Genomic DNA, 20,520 nt, shown 5'->3' with positions numbered 1-20,520 from the left:
GAAACGAAACGTCACATCCGGTTCAAAAGACCAAGGAGAAGTAGCATGGTTTCGACAACACACCAGGAACAGGTTGTCCGCAGCCGGTATCAGGAGCGAGAGGCCGACCGTCTCATGATGAAGCGCCTGTTTTTCCTTGTTTTTCCGATTTGCTTCATCGCGATCGCACTGGTCCGTATCAGCACCGTATTCAGCGCGCGGGACGGCCGCGCCGAGGGCTCCGTTTTCGAGGAAGCCAAAGCATCGGCCTATGCAGCCTTGGGTTACGCCTTTCACGTGTAGCCCCCCGTTTTGCCGGCGCCTAAGGCGTTGGCAAAAGCCCAGAGGAACCGGTTTACCGACTTCACTGGACCCCTGCCGCGAGGGTTGTGCGCGGTAACCGCCGAAAGGCAAGCATCGGAGGTCATTTCAATGGCTTCAGACAAAGAGTCCCTGACGGGGATTTCGCACGAGGAGGCGCAGGAGTTTCATCGATACTTCGTCAAAAGCGCGATCTTGATGTCGCTCTTTCCCTTCCTAGCCCACATTTCGATGTGGCTCTACCAACCGTGGCTCTAGGGTCCACACCAGATAAGGATGTGAAGACATGTGGAGAGTTTGGCTCCTCTTCGATCCGCGTCGAGTGCTCGTTGGCCTCGCGGTGTTCCTTTTCACCTTGGCAGTGCTGATTCACTTCATCCTGCTGAGCTCGGAAAAGTACAACTGGCTGGACAACGCCGCTCTTTGGGGACCCGGATCGCAAATCGAATTGCTTCATCCGGACCAGAACACCGCCTTGGTCTGAACGACCAGGACGGTTCAACATCATCGGTGGCGGAGGGTCCCGCAGTCCCTCGCTCACGCGGCGTTCAGCGTCTTCCGCCACCAAGCCCTGCTTCAAGAGAGTAGCTGCGCTGATGCACCGTTATGCAGCGGCTAAGGAGGACTTCATGGCTTTGCTCAGCTTTGAAAGAAAGTACCGCGTACGCGGCGGAACGCTGCTTGGCGGAGATCTCTTCGATTTCTGGGTCGGCCCGTTTTATGTCGGCTTCTTTGGTATTACCGGTGCCTTTTTCATTATTCTCGGCACAGCCCTGGTGATCTACGGCGCAGCGATCGGACCAACCTGGAACATTTGGCAAATCTCGATCGCCCCTCCCGATCTTTCCTATGGTCTCGCCCTCGCCCCCATGAAGGAAGGCGGCCTCTGGCAGATCATAACGATCTGCGCGATCGGGGCCTTCGGTTCCTGGGCACTGCGCGAGGTCGAGATCTGCCGCAAACTCGGGATGGGATACCATGTCCCGATTGCGTTCTCCTTCGCGATTTTCGCCTACGTGACACTTGTCGTCATTCGCCCGCTGCTTCTCGGCGCCTGGGGCCACGGCTTTCCATACGGCATTTTCAGTCATCTCGACTGGGTGTCCAACGTCGGCTACCAGTACCTGCACTTCCACTACAATCCTGCGCACATGATCGCCGTGACGTTCTTCTTCACGACGACGCTTGCGCTTTCGCTTCATGGCGGTCTCATTCTCTCGGCTGCCAATCCCGGCGCGTCCATGGAAGGCGGCGGCCAGCAGGCCGAGGTGAAGACACCTGAATATGAAGACACCTTCTTCCGCGACATCATCGGCTACTCCATCGGCACGCTCGGCATTCACCGGCTTGGTCTGATCCTGGCGTTGAACGCGGGATTTTGGAGTGCTGTCTGCATCGTCATCAGCGGACCTTTCTGGAACCAGGGCTGGCCGCAATGGTGGAACTGGTGGCTTGACCTGCCGATCTGGAACTGAGGGGAAACGTCATGACCCAATACCAGAACATTCTCACGATCGTTCAAATCAGCGGCCCTGCCGAAGAGGGCATGCCGCTCCCCAAGGATGACAGTCCGCGCACCGGAACGCCCATCATGTCGAGACTGCTGGGCTGGATCGGCAACGCCCAGCTCGGTCCCATCTATCTCGGCTATCTGGGAACACTGTCACTCGTTTTCGGTCTGATCGCATTCGAGATCATCGGCCTCAACATGTGGGCGTCGGTCGGCTGGGATCCCATCCAGTTCGTCCGCCAGCTGTTCTGGCTCGGCCTCGAGCCGCCGCCCGCCGAGTACGGCCTGTCCATGCCGCCCCTGAACGACGGTGGCTGGTGGCTGATCGCCGGCTTCTTCCTGACCGCGTCCATCCTGTTGTGGTGGGTACGCGTCTACCGGCGGGCCCGGCAACTCGAGATGGGAACGCACGTTGCCTGGGCCTTCGCCTCGGCAATCTTCCTGTTCCTCGTTCTCGGCTTCATCCGGCCGATCCTGATGGGCAATTTCTCCGAGGCCGTGCCGTTCGGGATCTTCCCGCATCTTGATTGGACCGCCGCTTTCTCGATCCGGTACGGCAACCTCTACTACAACCCGTTCCACTGTCTGTCGATCGTCTTCCTCTACGGCTCGGTGCTGCTCTTCGCCATGCATGGCGCAACCATCCTGGCCGTCGGAAAATACGGCGGTGAACGGGAGCTGGAGCAGATCACCGACCGGGGCACCGCCTCTGAGCGCGCAGCACTTTTCTGGCGCTGGACCATGGGTTTCAACGCGACCATGGAATCTGTTCACAGATGGGCCTGGTGGTTCGCCATCCTGACACCGCTGACCGGCGGCATCGGCATTCTTCTGACAGGCACCGTTGTCGACAACTGGTACCTGTGGGGCATCGAGCACGGCATCGTCGCACCCTTGCCGGACATTTATCCGGACGTCGTTGACCCGATGGCGCAGTAAGGAGAGGGAAAATGCAACTTTGGATACCATTTGCAGCATCCGCCGGAACGCTCCTTGCCATCGCCAGCTTTGTCGGTGCGGATTGGGACGCACCGCCGGTTGAATCGGTCCAGATCGGTTACCGCGGCACCGGCATGTACCTGGAAAAGGACATTGAAAAGGAAAAGGCGCTCATGGCGGCGAACGTCGTCCCCGAAGCTCCCTGGGAGGCTGATCCCGAAGGAGACCGCGCGAGCGAGCTGTACGAGAACGTCCAGGTCCTGGGGGATCTTTCCGATGATCAGTTCAACCAGTTCATGGCCGCGATCACGGAATGGATCTCACCCGAGGAAGGCTGCGAATACTGCCACAACGCAGAGAACTTCGCCTCGGACGAGGTGTACACGAAGGTTGTCGCCCGGCGCATGATCCAGATGAACCAGACCATCAATGTGGACTGGGGCGACCATGTCGGCGATGTCGGCGTGACCTGCTACACCTGCCACCGCGGTCAGCACATACCGGCAAACTACTGGTACGACGATCAGGAGCCGAAACCGGCGAGCGCCATGAGCCGCCACGGCGGTGTCGGCAAATTCGTCGGCAACACCTCCATGCCGCAAAACGCGCTCATGGATTATCTGCTCGAAGACAAGTCGATCCGCGTGCATTCTCTGACCGCCCTGCCCGATCCGGACAGTCCGAACCCGGCCGGCACCAAGGAAACCGAAAGCACCTGGGCCCTGATGATGCACATGTCCGAGGGTCTGGGGGTCAATTGCGTGACCTGCCACAATTCGCGTGCCTTCAATGACTGGGATCAGAGCCCGCCCCAGCGTGTCACGGCCTGGCACGGGATCAACATGACCAGGGCGTTGAACGTCGACTACATGGTCGGGCTGACACCCGTCTTCCCGGAAAACCGGCTGGGGCCGGAGGGCGACGTTCTCAAGATCGGCTGCTCGACCTGCCACAACGGTGTTCAAAAACCGCTCTACGGCCAGTCGATGCTGCAGGACTATGTCGACGCGCTCGACAAGAAGGGACCGACCGACGTACCTGATTTCTCCACATATGTTCCGGGGGAAACCCAGGTCATGGGTGCGGGAACGCCGGCAAATTCATCCGCGCTGCCTCTCCAAACCACAGTCGCGGATGCAGGAAACTAACCCCGCGCCGGCGGGACCGTTACTTGAAAGGGAGCCTTTCGGGCTCCCTTTCTTTTTCGCATTCAGTGTGAACCGGTTTTGGCGCAATGGCAAATGGCAGCGGTGGACCACCGGTCTGCCGCTTCTCTGCGTCTGTCACGAAAACAAATGACGTCAGGCGCTGAATTTCAGGTCCGGAAAACGTTCCAGATAGATGCGGAACCAGGGCGTGAACGCGTCCGGTGTCTCGGCGACTTCGGCATGCAACGTCTTCGCATCAACCCAACGAATGTCATCGACTTCTTCGGGGTTGGGCTTTATGTCGAGCCTCGTCCGGTCGACTTCTGAGGTGAACAGCGTAACACGCTCATGCTCGCTCAGGCCGTTGCCAACGCTGGCTTCATATTCGACCGTCTGGTGCCGCGTCAGGGACAGGGAAAACCCGAGCTCCTCCTGCAGCCTGCGTTCCGCGCAGGCCTCGACGGTCTCGTCCCAGTGCGGATGACTGCAACAGGTGTTGGCCCACTGCCCGCCGCAATGGTATTTCATCGCCGCACGCTTCTGAATGAGAAGCAGGTCCCCGTCAAAGACAAACACCGAGACAGCCAGATGCAGCAGGCCCTGGACATGCGCGGCCATTTTTTCGACCGGAAACAGCGAGCCATCATCGGCGACCGCCGGAATGATTATGTGCCTGTTCATCTAATCCAGATTCCACCTTTAGGTTTCAGGCAACCGCACGCGCCAGGGCACATTGCGACCAGAGCGAACACAACGCCTCGGAGAGCTGCCGGATATCGGCATCGCTGTGAAGGGGTGTCGGCGTGATCCGAAGCCGCTCGGTTCCCACGGGAACCGTCGGATAGTTGATCGGCTGCACGTATATGCCGAAGCTGCTCAAAAGAACATCGGAAATCCATTTGCATTTGGAGGCATTTCCGACGAGCACCGGAACAATGTGGCTCGGGTTGTCCATGTGCGGAATGCCCCGCGCATCAAGCGCCGCGCGAACCTTGGCGACAACGGCCTGATGCGCTTCCCGTTCCCTGGTGCTCTCCTTCAGGTACCGGATCGACGCGGTCGCGCCAGCCGCAAGCGCCGGCGGCAGTGCGGTGGTGAAAATGAAACCGGACGCAAAGGAGCGCACGAAATCAATCAGGACGGCCGGTCCGGTGATGTAACCGCCCATCACCCCGAAGGCCTTGCCCAATGTGCCTTCGATAACCGTCAGGCGGTCCATGAGGCCTTCGCGTTCGGCAACCCCGCCCCCGCGCGCACCGTACATGCCGACGGCATGGACTTCGTCGAGATAAGTGATGGCCCCGAACGCATCCGCGACATCGCAAATCTCCTCGATCGGCGCGATGTCCCCGTCCATCGAATAAACACTCTCGAAGGCGACGAGCTTCGGAGCCTCGGGATCGTCGGCTGCCATGAGTTCCCGCAGATGGCCCGGGTCGTTGTGCCGGAACAGGCGCTTCTGGCATCGTGAGTGGCGAATGCCCTCGATCATCGAGGCATGGTTGAGCGCATCCGAATAGACAATGATCCCGGGGATCTTGGCAAGCAGCGTTCCGAGCGCCGCCCAGTTCGACACATAGCCGGAGGTGAAAATCAGCGCGGCTTCCTTGGCATGCAGGTCGGCGAGCTCGCGCTCCAGCAGAACGTGATAGTGGTTCGTGCCGGAAATATTGCGTGTTCCACCCGCACCTGCACCGCATTTTTGGATGATCTCGGTCATGCGCTCCGTGACCACCGGGTTCTGCCCCATTCCCAGATAGTCGTTGGAACACCAGACCGTCACGTCCCGTGTCGCCCCGTCCTCGTCATGGAAGGTTGCCTTCGGGAAAGCAGAGCAATGCCGCTCCAGTTCTGCAAAGACACGGTAGTTTCCGGCAGTGTGCAAATCGGAAAGGGCGGTCTCCATGTGCTCAAAAATGTTCATCGGTCTCTCCTCTCCCTGAGAAATCGTTCCGGTCATTGCGCATCGGCGCGGCCCTTGGCCGCTACATGCACGGATGACAGGTTTGACTGTGTCGCATTTGTTGACGCAGCCTCGGCCGGGACTGCCTTCGGCACCGCCCAGCGCCAGAGCGCCGTATCGGACAAAGGCAAAACCAGAATGAGATGCTCGAAGATTGCCAGTGCCATAAAGGTTGCGAGCAGAATATGGCCGACAATTGAATAGTCGAGATTGGCCTGCGCGGCGCCCACCACAAGGGTCGCAAACAGACCGGTGGCGATCGCCAGAAGAACGGGAAACAACCGTGTCGTCTTGCCGGTATTGAAGTAGCTCCGCAGGTGCAGGATCGCCGGTGGCATCAGGCCGCTGACCGCATGGCGCGCGCCAAGAAAAATCAGAACCTTTGACGAGATGCGCATGCCCCACAAAAGGCCGAAAGTGGCAAGCCCGAACAGATTGCTCCCGCCTGACAGCGTCGCCCAAAGGAAGACGCCCGTTACAAGGATGGCTATTTCGTGGTCGCAAACCGCTTTCCAGGCCGCCTTGAAACGGTCAAAGCCCGCCAGGCCCGGCGGACATTCCTCCTTCCGGCGGCCGGTGACCATACCGGTCAGGAACGTGGTTTCGTGCCAGGCCCAGACAAGCAGGGCACCGAAAAAGCCCGCATAAGATCCAAGTGGCGTCAGGTTCCGGCTGCCGTAGAGCATGAGCAGAAACCCGGCAACGCCGAAAACGGTCACCATCGGCAGGAGCTGCCAGGGTTCGAGCTTCCGCTTTGCCGACCAGTGAACCATCGCCAGCACGAGCCCGGTCGACAGCCACCAGACGCCGATGGCTACCAGAATTGCCGTGACCGGGTTCGCAAGGTTCATCGCGGTTTCCTTACCAGACAGGCTGCAGCCGGGACGTTTCCGGCAGGTCGTTCTGTTTCGCCGGTATCATGTACATGCGCAGGAAATTCAGCCCGGCCGCCGCGCCCCACCAGGCCTTCCCGGCAGCACCGGTCAACCCGCCCTTTTCGGTGGCGGCCTGCATTTTCCGGTTGATGCGTTCCATGCGCCGGAACCCTTCGACCAGCGACGGATTGTCGAGATCAAGCACAAGCGGGAAACACTGCCGGGAGATTTCCGATGTCAGCCGGAAGACCTTCATGTCGTAGTCGTCGATATCCACGCCCAGCGCCTGGTGAAAGGCCGGTCTCATGTGATCGCGCACATACATGGTCGCAAACACCGCAAGCAGGAAGAACTTGATCCAGAGCTTGTTCCGGCCCTCAAGCAGCCGCCTGTCCGAACGGATGATCAGCGAAAACGCCTCTCCGTGCGAAAACTCGTCATTGCACCACTGCTTGAACCACTTGAAGATCGGGTGGAAGCGCTTGTCGGGATGCTGCTCCAGATGCCGGTAGATGGTGATGTAACGCGCATAGCCGATCTTCTCGGAAAGGTAGGTCGCGTAGTAGATGAATTTCGGCTTGAAGTAGGTGTACTTCTTCGCCTTGGCGAGAAAGCCCATGTTCACGCCGATGCCGAAATCCTTCAGCGCATCATTGATGAAACCCGCGTGACGGGATTCGTCCCGGCTCATGTAGCCGAACAGTTCGCAGATCTCCTTGTTCTTTCCGCGGCGCTTCATCTCCTTGTAGAGAACGCAGCCTGAGAACTCCGATGTAAGCGATGAGACGAGGAAGTCGATCAGCTCCTCGCGAAGCTCATCCGGAAGAGCATCGATGTCGATGTCTTCCCACTCCTCGTTCCGCTTGAAATGGCCCCGGTTCGGATCACTGCGCATCTGGGAAATAAGCGCATCCCACTCCTCACGCACCGGTTCGACATCGATCTTGTCCATTTCATCGAAGTCGGTTGTGTAGAAACGCGGTGTCAGCATGGTGGACACCATGGCGCTGCGCGTCGTGTCGTTCTGGGCAGCCATGCGCTTTTCAAGCGTCGGTTCGTTGGCGGCCAGCTCCTTCGGCGATACGGTCTTGTTCATGACAATGCCCTTTCTGTGAAGCTGAATTCGCACAATTCCATGAATTCGAAATCGCCCGTGGCCCGGGTCCAGGCGCGCTCAAGCGCACCGGCACGCCGGATGGTCGCCTTGCGTCGGAAGCTCTCGCTTTCGCCGTAGGGGATCGAGATCGGAGCGCCATGTACGAACACCTCGTCTCCCGGGTGCACGACAACACCGTTGTCAAAGCGGACATGCGCACCTAGCTGATCAAACGTATTGTTGATCTCAACGGTGCAGTCGACGTTCTCCTTCCATCTCAAGAATGCAAATATCGGTTTCATTGGCTTGCTCCTCTCCTTTGACCAAGCAGCACCTCGAAGGCCGCGGCATTGTCCTTGCCGAAGGCCTCCAGGTAGATACGTTCGCCAGTTGCCGTGTCCGACAGACTGACGGTCCCCGCCTCCCATTTGATGATCCGGTAGGGTGCGGTTTCCGAGACCTTGGCGACCATGCGCATGCGCTCGAACGCCCGCAGCGAGCCGCGCACGAAGCCGCCCCTGTCTTTTTCATAGGCAGCGATCAGCGCACCGCTGCGTGCGTCCTTGACCATCACGCTGTCGTCGGCGGTTCTGGTAATCGTCACGTCGCGGATTGCGACGGGTGACCCGGCACGATGCTTGATGACACCAATACCGGTTGTCTGGCCGAACACGATGGCTCCTGCCGCGAAGACCAGCAGCGCAACGGCACCCAGCAGAACGCCCTTGGGAAACGTGTTGGTGCGTTTGCCTTTGCGTTCACCGAAATATCCAAGCTGCGAGACCGATCCCATTTCCAACTCCTACTCCGCTGCTTCCACCGCTGCCGGTCCGGCGTGCGTCCCCTTGGCGGGGCCGGCCTGTGTCAGCCGCGCGTGTCCTGAATGCACCGAGGCATGCTGGCTGAGGGCCAGCGCCAGAACATCCGAGGCTTTCTTCGCGTCCGTCAGGCAGATCAGGCTGGGTTCGACATTGGCAAACCGCCAGCCGCGCACATGCGGCCATTGGACCAGCCAGGACAGGCGATGCCCGGGTAACAGCTGGATCGCCACATTGCCCGCGCCGTTGCCCTGGTCAGCCAGAGCGAGCGCGCCAATCTGCTTGAACGGCAGGTTGAGCGTAATCGAGAACGCCACACCGAACCGGAGCACGACCCGGCTTGATGTGATCGTGTAGAGGGTCGTCTTGTGAACCCCCCATGCAAACAGTTCCAGCATGCCGATCACGATGGCTGCCAGCGCAGTGAGGACCGCAACGGAAAACACGATGCCGGCAAGAGGCCTGCCATCATACAGCCCGCCGACGACCGCCCAGACCGCAAGCACAAGAAAATACCCCGCAATCCAGCGGTTTTTGAGAACGTGCCTTGCCACAAGGCGCGCGGACGGGCGACCCTGCCAGAGCATTTGCTCGCCCTCCGGAAGGGTCCCCGGCAAACCCGGCACGGGCTCAAGTTCATGTTCCCGGGTGACAAACTGTTTCACAGGAACGCCTCCTGACGGTCACGCAGCGCATAGAGAAGGCCGGCACCGAAATAGGCTGCGATCTTGTCCTCCTCGAGCAGAGTCACCGTTTCGTCCTTGGCCCGTGCAGGAACATCCGCAAACTGTCCGGACGTGATCGCATGGACGTAAAGATGAGGCGCCCTGCCCCGGGCATTGCCGCCCTTGATCACGACGAAATTGTTCGGCAACAAAGTGCTGGCCGACCCGCCCTCAACCTCGATTTCGTAGTAGCGGATCAGATGTTCCGCGCGGTCGACCCAGACATCCTTGACCGTGCCGGCAGCCTTGCCGTCGCAGCCGATGACCGTGAGCCCGATCGGATTGGTCTCGCCTTCTGCGATATCGAAGCCTTCCGCCGTGCGCATCGGCACGATCCGGGCATCGCCATGGGCGGTCAGATCGGGCGTATCGGAACGCTCGGCCCATGACCCTGGCCCAACACCGGCAAGGAGCGGATTGCCTTCCGGCACGAGCGGGTAACCGGGCCCCTTCGCCGTTCGTTTGGCGTTGAGGGGGCGTTCATCCCGCTGCAGATCTGGGACTTTCTTCACGCCCTGACCGTGCGGGAGAACAAAGGTCTTCTTGTCCGGCACGAACAGCCAGGGGTCCTTGCTGTATTTGCCGGTGACATCGTCTTCCAGCGGATAGCCTTCACGACGGTCTTCCTGGCGGATGTACCAGATCAAGCCTGCAAAGAAGATCCAGAACGCATAGAGCACCACTTGCGCGACATCCAGGCTGCCGCCGAGGGAACCGGTCATGTCAATTCCTCCATTCAGTTCTCGGCCGTGCGGGTTCACCCCGGCAGTTCGGCCAGTCCAAATCGCGTGTCATTTTCCTGGGTTTGCCTGTAGCGAAGGCCGGTCAGAGGCCCGAGAACCGCCAGGCAAAGAAACAGAAGCCCGATTTCAAGGTGATAGACAAAGAGATATCCCGTGCCGGCCGTGTTCATCGCCGGACCGAGAACGCCTTCGAATGCAAGCGCATTAACGACGTTCTTGATCACCCCGCCCAGAAGCAGACTGACACCGATCGCCGTCGCCTGGACCGCGCTCCAGGCCCCGACAAGAATGCCGCTGTCGGATGTCTTGCAAATTCCCATCGCAGCCAGCATCGTGCACACCGCAAACAGCCCGCCGCCAAGCCCGACCCCCGCCGCACCTGCAAAGAACAGCGCGTCCATGCCAAGCGGCGCAGCGAGAATGATGGCTGAAAACGCGGCTATTCCGATCAGCAGTCCGCGCGCTGCCACGCGGTACATGTGCGCGCCGTGATTCAGGCTGTAGGCGGCCCAGGCAAAACCGGCCATGGTTCCTGCAGCCCAGAGGCCTGTCAGCAGCGTCGTCTGCGCAACGCTCATTCCGAGGATCTCGCCGCCATAAGGTTCGAGCAGGATGTCCTGCATGGAGAAGGCTGCGGATCCGAGCGCCACGGCCAGCAACAGCCGCATGGTACCGGGGTGCGCACGGTAGTCCGAGAGAGCTTCGAAGAACCCGACCAGCTTCCTGTCGGACGCGGTCCGGCTCGGGTCCCGTGCTTCCTGCTTCCAGATCGCGATAACGTTGAGCACAAGGGTCAACAGGGCCGTTCCCTGGATCACCTGAATGAGCTGCTTGTGCGAGAAATCGACGAGGAAAATGCTGTAGAAAACCGAGGCCAAGATCATGCCGACAAGCAGCATGACATAGAGCAGCGCGACGACCCGCGGCCGTTTCGCGGACGGCACGATATCCGTTGCGAGTGCCAGACCCGCTGTTTGTGCGGTGTGGAGCCCGAACCCGGTCAGAAGGAAGGCAACCGCTGCGCCAACTGGCCCAGCCCAGCCGGGACCAACGGTCTGGGTGTGCAGCAGCAGCAGAACAAAAGGCATGATGGCCAGACCGCCGAACTGCAGCAGGCTGCCGAACCAGATATAGGGAACGCGCCGCCAGCCGAGCACTGACTTGTAGGTGTCGGACCGGTGTCCGATCAAAAGGCGCAGCGGGGCTGCGAGCACGGGTATCGCGACCACGGCGGAGACAAGCGCAACCGAAACGCCGAGTTCGACGATCAGGACCCGGTTCAACGTTCCGGTCAAAAGAACAAGCACACAGCCCGCCGAAACCTGGAACAGGGCGAGCCGCAGCAGGCGGGAAAGGGGCACGTCTTCCGAGGCCGCATCCGCAAACGGCATGAAACGCGTTCCGGCCTTTTGCCAGAGCGCGATCATCTTTCTGTTTGCGGCGTTCAGCATCACGACCGGACCACCTCCATGGCTTGAGAGGTGTAGAACCCGACGGAGATCCGGTGTGTCTGGCCCGCGTGCCAGCCGGTCATATGCGGTTGCTGGACGAGCTGGTGCACAAGCCGTTCGGGATGGGTCGGATAAATGGCAGGCGCCCGGTCTCCCCTCGGAAAGGCCTTGCCAACCAACAGCATGGCCCGCAGCAGATGGGAGCTGGGCGCGAGCGTGAACAGCAGACTGCGCCGGGTGCGCATCGCCAGGCTTTCCAGGACCCGCTTGGCATCATCCGGCGCGTAGTGGATCAGGACATCCATGGCGACGACGGCATCGAAAGAGCCGAGCGTCAGATCAAGCATGTCGCCGCTTTTGAATTCGACCGAGCCTGTCTGCGGCAAGCTGCCGGCAGTGCGCTGGTCCGCCACCCGTTGCCGCGCATAGGAAATCATGCGGGCGGACAGATCGATGCCAACGACATCCGCGCCGCGGGCCATGAGTTCGAGCGACAGCACCCCGGACCCGCATCCGGCATCCAGAATGCGCCAGCCGGTCAGATCCTGCGGCAGCCATCCGGCGAGCGTGTTGCGCATGTCTTCCCGGCCCTGCCGCACGGTTGCACGAATGCCGCTGACCGGCTGATCGCCCGTCAGCTTTTTCCAGGCATCCAGCGCGGTACGATCAAAATAATGTTCGATCTCACCGATCCGCTGCAGGTAGTTGGCCCGTGTCATCGTCGTGTCAGCCCTCTTACTCGAATCCGAGAAATTCAAAGATCTCGCGGTCCTTCATGGGTTCAGCGCTCAAGGCCTCCGTCCCCGCCCAAAGCTGTTCGGCGAGTTGGAGATATTCATTCTGAATGGCGGCGATTTCCGCCGTGTCGCCCATCTCGAAAAGCGTGCTCTTCTTCAGGCGGCTCAGGCGGACGTGATCGGAGTCGGGCACATGTGCCAGTCGCTTCAGCCCGACGGAAGCGTTGTACCGGTCGATCTGATCCGTTTCGCGTGACCTGTTTGCGATGACGCCGCCGAGGCGTACCTCGTAGTTCTTCGCCTTCGCCTTGATCGCCGCAACGATGCGGTTCATGGCGAAGATGGAATCGAAGTCATTGGCAGCGACCACGACCGCGCGTTCGGCATGCTGCAACGGTGAGGCAAAGCCGCCGCAGACGACATCGCCAAGCACGTCGAAGATGACCACGTCGGTGTCGTCCAGAAGGTGGTGTTCCTTCAGAAGCTTGACGGTCTGGCCGACCACATAGCCACCGCAACCGGTCCCGGCAGGCGGCCCGCCGGCTTCGATGCACTGCACGCCGTTATAGCCTTCCACCATGTAGTCCTCGGGGCGCAGTTCCTCCGTGTGGAAGTCGACCTGCTCGAGGATGTCGATCACGGTCGGGATCAGGCTTTTCGTCAGCGTGAAGGTGCTGTCGTGCTTCGGATCGCAGCCGATCTGAAGAACCCGCTTGCCGATCTTGGAAAAGGCGACGGAGAGGTTCGATGACGTCGTCGACTTGCCGATCCCGCCCTTGCCGTAGATCGCGAAGACCTTGGCCCCGTCAATTTCCATCGTCGGATCGAGATGCACCTGGACACTGCCTTCGCCGTCCGCGCGTTCGCGCAGTTTCGCGGCCTGGCGCGCCTCTTGCTCGGCGGTCTTCGGATGGGTGTAGATATTCATTCGGCAGCCTCCGTCACCAGGCCTTCCAGCCGGTCTTCCAGTTCTTCGCCGGCCCGTTGCAGGGCTTCCAGCGTTTCAGCATCCGGTTGCCAGTAGTTGCGCTCATGCGCTTCCATCAGCCGTGAGGCGACACGCGCCGCCGAAGCCGGGTTGAGGTCTGCGAGGCGCCGGCGCATGTCTTCGTCGAGAACGTAGGTTTCGGTAATCTTCTGATAGACCCAGGGATCGACACCTCCGGTCGTCGCCGACCAGCCCAGCGTGTTGGTCACGTTGGCCTCGATGTGCCGCACACCTTCATAGCCATGCCGAAGCATGCCCTCGAACCATTTCGGGTTGAGGGTCCGGGTCCTTGTTTCCAGAGCCACCTGTTCGCCCAAGGTTCTGACCTTGGCGTCTCCATGTGTCTGGTCCGAAATGTAGACCGGAATTTCGGCACCGCCCCTGGCTTTGGAAACCGCCTTGGACAATCCCCCCAGCGTGTCGAAATACTGCTCGATGGTCGTCACACCGATTTCGACCGATTCCAGGTTTTGGTAGGCCATGTCGACGTCGCCCAGTATGGCGTCGAGCAACTCTGCCTGATGACTGGTTTTACCCTTGCGGTTGATCGCATAGCTTTTCCGGCTGGTGTAGGTCTCCGCGATCTCCTCGTCATCGGTCCAGGCGGACGACCCGATCAGCATGTTGACATTCGACCCGTAGGCACCGTCCGCATTGGAAAAGACACGGTATGCGGCGGCCTCCAGATCGCAACCGTTGGCCTCGCAATAGGCAAGCGCATGTTTGCGGATGAAGTTCTGGTCCGAGGGCTCGTTCGCCGTCGCTGCAAGGTAACTTGCCTCCGCCAGCATGCTTGCCTGGATCGGTAGCAGGTCGCGGAAAATGCCGGAAAGCGTCATGACTGCGTCGATGCGCGGTCGGTTCAGGTCCTCAAGCGGGATCAGTTCGGCGCCGCAGACCCTGTTATAGGCGTCCAGCCTCGGCCGCGCTCCCATGAGTGCCATGGCCTGAGCGAGCGGTGCACCGCCGGTTTTCAGGTTATCGGTCCCCCACAGGACAATCGCAATTGTTTCAGGGAGCTGGCCATCACTCTTAAGATGCCGATCCAGGATGCGAGCTGCCTGCCGCGCGCCGTCTTCCAGCGCGAATTTGCTCGGTATTCCGAAGGGATCAAATCCGTGCAGGTTCCGTCCGGTCGGCAGCAAATCCGGTGTTCTCAACAGATCGCCTGATGGCGCAGGCGGCACAAAGCTGGCGTCCAGTGCGCCCACGAGACCATCAAGTTCCTCGTTGGATTTCAGGTTGTCGTTGATTGCCTTCAGGTGCCGGACGGTTTCGCGTGCCTGATCGTCAAGATCCGAGACGGCTTCCTGAAGAGCCGCATCGTCGTCGGCAACAATCAGCCTGCAGAGGTTGGACGCGTCGCCGATGCGTTCATTTTCCGGCATCGCGGAGGCGATATGGGCAAGCGTTTCAGCACGCTCGCTTTGTTCCATGCCGCGACCGGCAACATGCAATCCATGCGGAATAAGCGCGTATTCCGTTTCCGTGATCGCATTCACGAGGTGCTGGATGAAGGCTTCCGTGGACAGCCCGGCTGTTTCGCCGGCAAGATCCAGTTCCTCGGCCTGGACTCGGATGACCTCCAGCAGGCGCTCGCGCTCAGCCTGTGCTTCGGGTGCTGTCGAACGGTACTGGTCCAGGCTCGCCTTGAGACTGTGCAGCCCCTTGTAGAGACCGGCTTCGGTGATTGACGGCGTCAGGTAGGAAATCAGCGTCGCCGCCGAGCGGCGCTTGGCAATTGAGCCTTCCGAGGGATTGTTCGACGCATAGAAATAAAAATTCGGCAACCTGCCAAGCAGACGGTCAGGCCAGCATGTTCCGGACAATCCGGTGTGCTTCCCGGGCATGAATTCCAGTGCGCCGTGCGTTCCGAAATGAAGAACCGCGTCCGCCCCGAATGTCTCCCGCAAATAGGTGTAGTAGGCGGCAAAGGCATGGTTCGGGGCAAAACCGCCTTCAAAGAGGAGACGCATCGGATCGCCCTCGTACCCGAAGGGTGGCTGCAGTGCGATCAACAGATTGCCGAACTGACGGCCGAGAATATGAATGCCGCGGCCATTGCTGAGGATACGCCCCGGTGCAGGTCCCCACTGGTCCTCGATATCGGCAAGAAACTGTTCCTGGCGGACGTGATCGTCGGCGCTGACCGTCGCGTGGACATTGGCCTCTGTTCCGAACTGCGCCGCATTGCCGGTCAGCAGCATGTCCTTGAGTGTCTCGGCATCCTGCGGCACGTCGACATCGTAGCCTTCCGCCTTCAGCCGCTTCATGGTTTCAAGAAGACTCTCGAAAACGGCAAGAAAAGCCGCTGTGCCGATATTGCCGCCATTGGGCGGGTAGTTGAACAGCGTCGCCGCGATCTTGCGTTTCGCGCGCGGCGTCCGGCGCAGCCCGGCCATTGCCGCTATGCGATCAGCCAGAAGACCAACCCGTTCGTCGTCGGGACGCATGCAGGCCCGGCCCGAAGGACAGATTCCCAGCTGGCGGGCGCAAATACAGGCTTCCGAAGACTTGGTCGAGGCGCTGCGTCCACCGATGACCATCGACCCGACGGCACCATCAAGTTCGGGAATCGCGACCATCAGAGTGGTCTCAATCGGCGTCAATCCTTGCGTTGACGCCTGCCAGCCATCCCGCGTCTGAAACTCCGTGACGCAGGCGGAAAGATAGGGGACATTGAGTTTTTGAAGCGTATCTGCAGCTGCGGCGGCATCACTGTAGGCCGGGCCACCGACAAGCGAGAAACCGGTCAGGGAGCACAAGACGTCAACGGTCGAATTCCCGCTGCCATCCGTCATGTATTGCTCGATCGCCGCTCGCATATCGAGCCCCGAGCAGAACACCGGAACCACGTTGAAGCCACGAGCCTCCAGCGCTGCAATCACCCCATCATAGTGGCCGGTGTCTCCGGAGAGGATGTAGGTGCGCAGCAGGAGCAGACCGATTGTGCCTTTGGCCTTCGAAACCCTTGCCAGATCTTTCAGCTCTGTGACCACCCTTGGCGTTGCCCTGGTGTGATAGAGACCCATGTCCGGATACTCTTCAGGCGACTTGGCGGAAACGGATGACCGCAGCGGCTTGCGCTCGCCGGACGCGTATTTGCTGACCAGCAGGCGCACCATGTTGGCGATGTTTTCATCTGAAGCCGCGATCCGGTATTGCAGCGTCAGGAAATAGTTGCGGACGTCCTGCGCGGTCCCCGGAATGTACTTCAGGAGCTTCGGCAAGCGCCGCAGCATGGCAAGTTGCCGCTCTCCGGCCGTCCGGCCGCTTTCCTTGCCACCGCGGGAACTGCTGCCGCGCAATTTCTTCAGCAGCGCGAGCGGGCCTTTCTGCTCACCGCTCATGCGGAACCGGCCCATCGCCGTGTATTTCATGATCGTGCCGGCGGACATGCAGCAGACCATGGCGTCGCAGTTCAGATGGCGCTCCTCAAGGACATCGGCGATGGCCTTGACGTGTTCCTCGACGAAAATCATGGAGACGATGATGATGTCGCCGGTCCGGATCGCCTCTCGGCACGTGGCCAGGCTTTCGGGATTGTCAGCCCAGTCGGTCGCAGCATGAACAGTGAACGAGAGACCCGGAAGTTCATTGTTCAAACGTGCACGCGCGTCATCGACCGCAGCAACGACATGATTGTCCAACGTGACGAAGACCACCCGAATGGAGCGGTCGCTATCGGGCGAAATGGGCTTTCGCATCGTACAACGTCTCCACGGTTATCGGGTGAATGCCTTTGTCAGCGGCAAAGGTTTCTGTGTTGCGGCGGGCCTTGCCACGCACGAAGAAGGGCACTTTTTTCAGCTCGCGTTCGGCCTCGTCGGTCCAGAGCGATGCCGTAACAGGAATGTTGATCGCCTCTTCGCCAACCGCTCCGGTCTCAAGAACGTCGTGCCCTGCCCGAACTTCGTCCGTGGCAGGACTGTGCGCATGAAGATGCGACGCGGTCGCACCATCGTTGAATTCGAAATCATCACGGAACATCGACAGAAGGTGTTCCTCAAGGCCCATCATCAGCGGATGAACCCAGCTGTCGAAAATGACATTCGCCCCTTCAAGGCCCATCTGGGGCGAATAGCGTGCAGGAAAGTCCTGGACATGTACCGGCGCCGAAATCACCGCGCAGGGTACGCGCAACCGCTTTGCAATGTGCCGTTCCATCTGCGTTCCGAGCACCAGTTCGGGGCGGGCCTCGACGATTGCCTCTTCGACTTCAAGATGATCGTCCGTGATCAGCGGCTCGACATCGTACTCCCGTGCCGCGGCCCGGACATCGCGCGCAAATTCGCGCATGTAGGTCCCGAGACCGCAGACCTTGAAGCCGAGCTCGTTGCTGGCGATCCGGGCTGCTGCAATGGCATGTGTGGCATCACCAAAAATGAAGACACGTTTGCCGGTGAGATAATTGCTGTCGATCGATTTCGAGTACCAGCTCAGCCGGTCCGCCTCGAAACCCTTGAGCGGCATGTCATCCTGACCCGCGAGCGCACGCGCTTCACCGATGAAACGCCGTGTTGCCTCCACGCCGATCGGCACGGTCGAAACGAATGGCATGCCGTGCGCCTTCTGAAGCCAGCGCGCCGCCGTCTCGGCGATTTCCGGGTAAAGAACGATATTGAAGGCAGCGTCCGGCAAATGCGCAAGATCCACGGGCCGCGCGCCAAGTGGAGCGACAAGCCGGACATCAAGGCCGTTTTCGCCCAGCAAATGCGTGATCTCGCGGACATCATCCCGGTTGCGGAACCCCAGCGACGTGGGCCCCAGAATGTTGCAGCTGTTTGGAGGAATGTTTTCAGGCCGTTGCCGGTTGCCGGCGAACGCACGGACCAGGCGGTAGAAGGTCTCCGACGCGCCCCAGTTTTCCTTTTTCTGGTAGGACGGCAGCTCGAGCGGCACGACCGGGATGTCGAGATCAAGCGTTCTGGCGAGCCCGCCAGGGTCATCTTGCAGAAGTTCGGCAGTGCAGGACGCGCCGACCAGGAGCGCCTCCGGCTTGAACCTCTCCACGGCATCATGGCAGGCCAACTTGAAAACGTCGGCCGTGGACGCGCCCAGATCGCGCGCCTGGAACGTCGTGTAGGTTACCGGCGGACGGGATTTCCGGCGTTCGATCATCGTGAACAGAAGATCGGCATAGGTGTCGCCCTGCGGCGCATGCAGGACGTAATGCAAACCCTCCATGGAGGTCGCAATGCGCATCGCACCGACATGCGGCGGGCCTTCATAGGTCCACATGCTCAGCTGCACGGCGCGCCCTCCTCTCTCGCGGTTTCGTCATTCAGGGCGGTCCTGCGTATCAGGGGGCGCGCAAAGAGTTCGACCAGATCGCCGGCCTGCTCGTATCCCTGGATCGGCGTGAACGCGAACTCGATCGACCACTTCGTGAGCCGGCCCTCTGCCTCGAAGGGATTGGCGAGACCCATACCGCAAACGATCAGGTCCGGGTCGGCCGCGCGGCAGCGGTCGATCTGCAGGTCGACATCCTGTCCTTCGGAAAGAGAAACGCCCGGCGGCAGGAGCGCAAGCTCGCCCGCAACATGGTCACGGTGCAGATATGGGCTACCGACCTCGACAATCTCCGCGCCGATTTCGCGGCTCAGAAACCGGGCCAGCGAAGGTTCGAGCTGACTGTCGGGAAACAGGAAGATACGCTTGCCGCACAACAGATGCCGATAGTGATCCATGGCTGACAGCGCGCGTGTGCGCGGCGCCGCGACAACGGCCTCGAAATGCGCATCGGAAACACCGAAGGCATCGGCGATGGCTTTCAGCCAGCAGGTGGTTCCCTCTTCCCCAAGCGGGAAAATGGCATTGATCCTGCGCGCCCCGCTCGACTCCAGTGCATGCGCGGTCGCCCCGAGATAGGGCTGCGCCAGCACGTATCGCGTGGACGCGTCGACAACCGGCATCTCGCCGCTTGTCCGGCCAGGCAGGAAATGGACATGCTCGATGCCAAGATTGCTGAAAAGGCGCTGGAACTGGTCTTCGACAACATCGGGCAGACAACCGGCGACAACGAGCGGAGTTCCGTCTGTCCGCGCGCCGGAGGCAGGTACATCGCGAACGAGGGCTGCAAGGAAATTGTCTTCGCCCTGCGTGAATGTGGTTTCGATTCCACTGCCGGAATAGCAGATCACCCGGTGTTGCGGCGCGTAAACACGATTGAGACGTTCCGCGGCCTTGCCGAGGTCGAACTTGATCACTTCCGACGGACAGGAGCCGACCAGGACAAGCATCTTGATATCCGGCCGCCGCGCCAGCAGCTTTTCGACAACGCCGTCGAGTTCATCGTGCATGTCGGCCATACCGGCCAGATCCCGCTCTTCCATGATCGCGGTGGCAAAGCGCGGCTCCGAAAAGATCATCACGCCGGCAGCCGATTGCATCAGGTGGGCACAGGTCCTGGATCCCACAATCAGGAAGAAGGCATCCTGAACCTTGCGGTGCAGCCAGATGATCGATGTCAGTCCGCAGAAGACCTCGTGCTGCCCGCGTTCTCGAATGGGGAGAGGCCTGTCGCATCCAGGTCTGAAGGGCTGGTTCATTGCACCGACCCCGCAACCTGCAGGCCGCCCGGAGCGGAGGCGTTTTCACGCTCTCTGGCCGCCTCCCGCGAAGCCTGATCCAGGCGGGCCAATCGCAGTTTCCAGACAAACTGACCTGCATTGACGACGTAGGTCGCATAGGCAGCAAGCGCGAGCCACATCAAATGCGCCGGAGCAAGGCTGCCGGTAAAGAGCGCCACCAGATAGGCTGTGTGCAGCGCCAGCACGAGGATCGAAAAGACATCTTCCCAGAAGAAGGGCCGCGCGAACAAATAGCAGCCAAAGACATGCTTTTCCCAGATCGAGCCCGTAACCATGATGGCATAAAGCGTGAACGTCTTGATGACGACAGAGATCTCCGCGGGCCCCTGCCCTTTGCCGGTTGTCAGGAAATAGAGGATCAATCCGAGGCTGATCAGGAAGACGAAGAACTGGACCGGAGCGAGTATTCCTTGAACCAGTGTCCAAACGCTCGCGTCACGCCGTTTCCGCTCCTGCTCGGTATACAGCACCGTGGCTTCGACCACCTTACCTGCTTCGCTCAACGACATGTGCTCCTCCCCCCGAACCCAGAGAGCAGGGTCCGGCAGATAAGGAAGCGTAACGCTTCTGGCGCAAAAGTGTCAACTAAACATGACGTATATTTTTATTTACACTCGCGCACAACAGAGTCATG

General features: G+C 60.3%; 21 protein-coding genes. 6 read left to right on the top strand and 15 right to left on the bottom strand.

Annotated elements, in window-relative coordinates:
• The first annotated feature begins 45 nt into the window (after positions 1-45).
• The 6 genes from ACO08A_RS20320 (at position 46) to pufC (ending at position 3,897) form a co-directional block, all read left to right on the top strand.
• Positions 46-282 (top strand): hypothetical protein, encoded by a 237-nt coding sequence (locus ACO08A_RS20320; RefSeq protein ID WP_420333158.1) that lies wholly within the window; start codon positions 46-48, stop codon positions 280-282.
• 129 nt (positions 283-411) lie between these two features.
• Positions 412-558, top strand: coding sequence for a light-harvesting protein (locus ACO08A_RS20315; protein ID WP_296594192.1), 147 nt, complete (start codon positions 412-414; stop codon positions 556-558).
• 28 nt (positions 559-586) lie between these two features.
• Positions 587-784, top strand: coding sequence for a light-harvesting antenna LH1, alpha subunit (pufA, locus tag ACO08A_RS20310; protein ID WP_353995535.1), 198 nt, complete (start codon positions 587-589; stop codon positions 782-784).
• Positions 785-929: 145 nt separating this feature from the next.
• Positions 930-1,775: a photosynthetic reaction center subunit L gene (gene pufL / locus ACO08A_RS20305; protein ID WP_421983990.1), complete on the top strand. Its 846-nt coding sequence runs from the start codon at positions 930-932 to the stop codon at positions 1,773-1,775.
• An 11-nt stretch (positions 1,776-1,786) separates the two neighbouring features.
• Positions 1,787-2,749 carry a photosynthetic reaction center subunit M gene (gene pufM / locus ACO08A_RS20300; protein ID WP_422037748.1) on the top strand — a complete coding sequence of 321 codons (963 nt, stop codon included), beginning with the start codon at positions 1,787-1,789 and terminating at the stop codon, positions 2,747-2,749.
• An 11-nt stretch (positions 2,750-2,760) separates the two neighbouring features.
• A complete protein-coding gene (pufC, locus tag ACO08A_RS20295) occupies positions 2,761-3,897 on the top strand; it encodes a photosynthetic reaction center cytochrome PufC (protein WP_422037747.1) in 1,137 nt (378 codons plus the stop codon).
• A gap of 153 nt (positions 3,898-4,050) precedes the next feature.
• On the opposite strand, the gene idi is transcribed toward pufC, so the two are convergent.
• The 15 genes from idi to bchF are packed head-to-tail and all read right to left on the bottom strand — an operon-like array spanning position 4,051 to position 20,395.
• Entirely contained in the window at positions 4,051-4,578 is a 528-nt protein-coding gene (idi, locus tag ACO08A_RS20290) for an isopentenyl-diphosphate Delta-isomerase (RefSeq protein WP_422037746.1), read from the bottom strand.
• Between the two features lie 25 nt (positions 4,579-4,603).
• On the bottom strand, positions 4,604-5,821 hold the full coding sequence (hemA, locus tag ACO08A_RS20285; protein ID WP_422037745.1) for a 5-aminolevulinate synthase: 1,218 nt from the start codon (positions 5,819-5,821) through the stop codon (positions 4,604-4,606).
• 32 nt (positions 5,822-5,853) lie between these two features.
• On the bottom strand, positions 5,854-6,711 hold the full coding sequence (gene puhE / locus ACO08A_RS20280) for a putative photosynthetic complex assembly protein PuhE (RefSeq protein ID WP_422037744.1): 858 nt from the start codon (positions 6,709-6,711) through the stop codon (positions 5,854-5,856).
• Between the two features lie 10 nt (positions 6,712-6,721).
• Entirely contained in the window at positions 6,722-7,771 is a 1,050-nt protein-coding gene (gene acsF, locus ACO08A_RS20275; RefSeq protein ID WP_422041786.1) for a magnesium-protoporphyrin IX monomethyl ester (oxidative) cyclase, read from the bottom strand.
• A gap of 56 nt (positions 7,772-7,827) precedes the next feature.
• Positions 7,828-8,133 (bottom strand): hypothetical protein, encoded by a 306-nt coding sequence (locus tag ACO08A_RS20270; RefSeq protein ID WP_421983995.1) that lies wholly within the window; start codon positions 8,131-8,133, stop codon positions 7,828-7,830.
• Positions 8,130-8,624, bottom strand: a complete 495-nt coding sequence (gene puhC / locus ACO08A_RS20265) for a photosynthetic complex assembly protein PuhC (RefSeq protein ID WP_422037743.1) — start codon at positions 8,622-8,624, stop codon at positions 8,130-8,132. The genes ACO08A_RS20270 and puhC overlap by 4 nt, the downstream gene beginning before the upstream one ends.
• 9 nt (positions 8,625-8,633) lie before the next feature.
• Entirely contained in the window at positions 8,634-9,314 is a 681-nt protein-coding gene (gene puhB / locus ACO08A_RS20260) for a photosynthetic complex putative assembly protein PuhB (protein ID WP_422037742.1), read from the bottom strand.
• On the bottom strand, positions 9,311-10,096 hold the full coding sequence (gene puhA, locus ACO08A_RS20255; RefSeq protein WP_422037741.1) for a photosynthetic reaction center subunit H: 786 nt from the start codon (positions 10,094-10,096) through the stop codon (positions 9,311-9,313). Before puhA ends, puhB begins: the two co-directional genes overlap by 4 nt.
• Positions 10,097-10,131: 35 nt before the next feature.
• Positions 10,132-11,568, bottom strand: coding sequence for a BCD family MFS transporter (locus tag ACO08A_RS20250; protein ID WP_422037740.1), 1,437 nt, complete (start codon positions 11,566-11,568; stop codon positions 10,132-10,134).
• Entirely contained in the window at positions 11,568-12,287 is a 720-nt protein-coding gene (gene bchM, locus ACO08A_RS20245; RefSeq protein ID WP_422037739.1) for a magnesium protoporphyrin IX methyltransferase, read from the bottom strand. The genes ACO08A_RS20250 and bchM overlap by 1 nt, the downstream gene beginning before the upstream one ends.
• A gap of 16 nt (positions 12,288-12,303) precedes the next feature.
• Entirely contained in the window at positions 12,304-13,233 is a 930-nt protein-coding gene (gene bchL, locus ACO08A_RS20240) for a ferredoxin:protochlorophyllide reductase (ATP-dependent) iron-sulfur ATP-binding protein (protein ID WP_422037738.1), read from the bottom strand.
• Positions 13,230-17,000, bottom strand: coding sequence for a magnesium chelatase subunit H (locus ACO08A_RS20235; protein WP_422037737.1), 3,771 nt, complete (start codon positions 16,998-17,000; stop codon positions 13,230-13,232). The genes bchL and ACO08A_RS20235 overlap by 4 nt, the downstream gene beginning before the upstream one ends.
• A complete protein-coding gene (bchB, locus tag ACO08A_RS20230) occupies positions 16,975-18,546 on the bottom strand; it encodes a ferredoxin:protochlorophyllide reductase (ATP-dependent) subunit B (protein ID WP_422037736.1) in 1,572 nt (523 codons plus the stop codon). The genes ACO08A_RS20235 and bchB overlap by 26 nt, the downstream gene beginning before the upstream one ends.
• Positions 18,537-19,844, bottom strand: coding sequence for a ferredoxin:protochlorophyllide reductase (ATP-dependent) subunit N (locus tag ACO08A_RS20225; RefSeq protein ID WP_422037735.1), 1,308 nt, complete (start codon positions 19,842-19,844; stop codon positions 18,537-18,539). The genes bchB and ACO08A_RS20225 overlap by 10 nt, the downstream gene beginning before the upstream one ends.
• Positions 19,841-20,395: a 2-vinyl bacteriochlorophyllide hydratase gene (gene bchF / locus ACO08A_RS20220; RefSeq protein ID WP_422037734.1), complete on the bottom strand. Its 555-nt coding sequence runs from the start codon at positions 20,393-20,395 to the stop codon at positions 19,841-19,843. Before bchF ends, ACO08A_RS20225 begins: the two co-directional genes overlap by 4 nt.
• Between the last annotated feature and the right edge of the window lie 125 nt (positions 20,396-20,520).

The organism is Roseibium sp. (assembly GCF_965232425.1).
Lineage (GTDB): Bacteria > Pseudomonadota > Alphaproteobacteria > Rhizobiales > Stappiaceae > Roseibium.
This window is presented reverse-complemented; position numbering and strand designations above follow the sequence as displayed.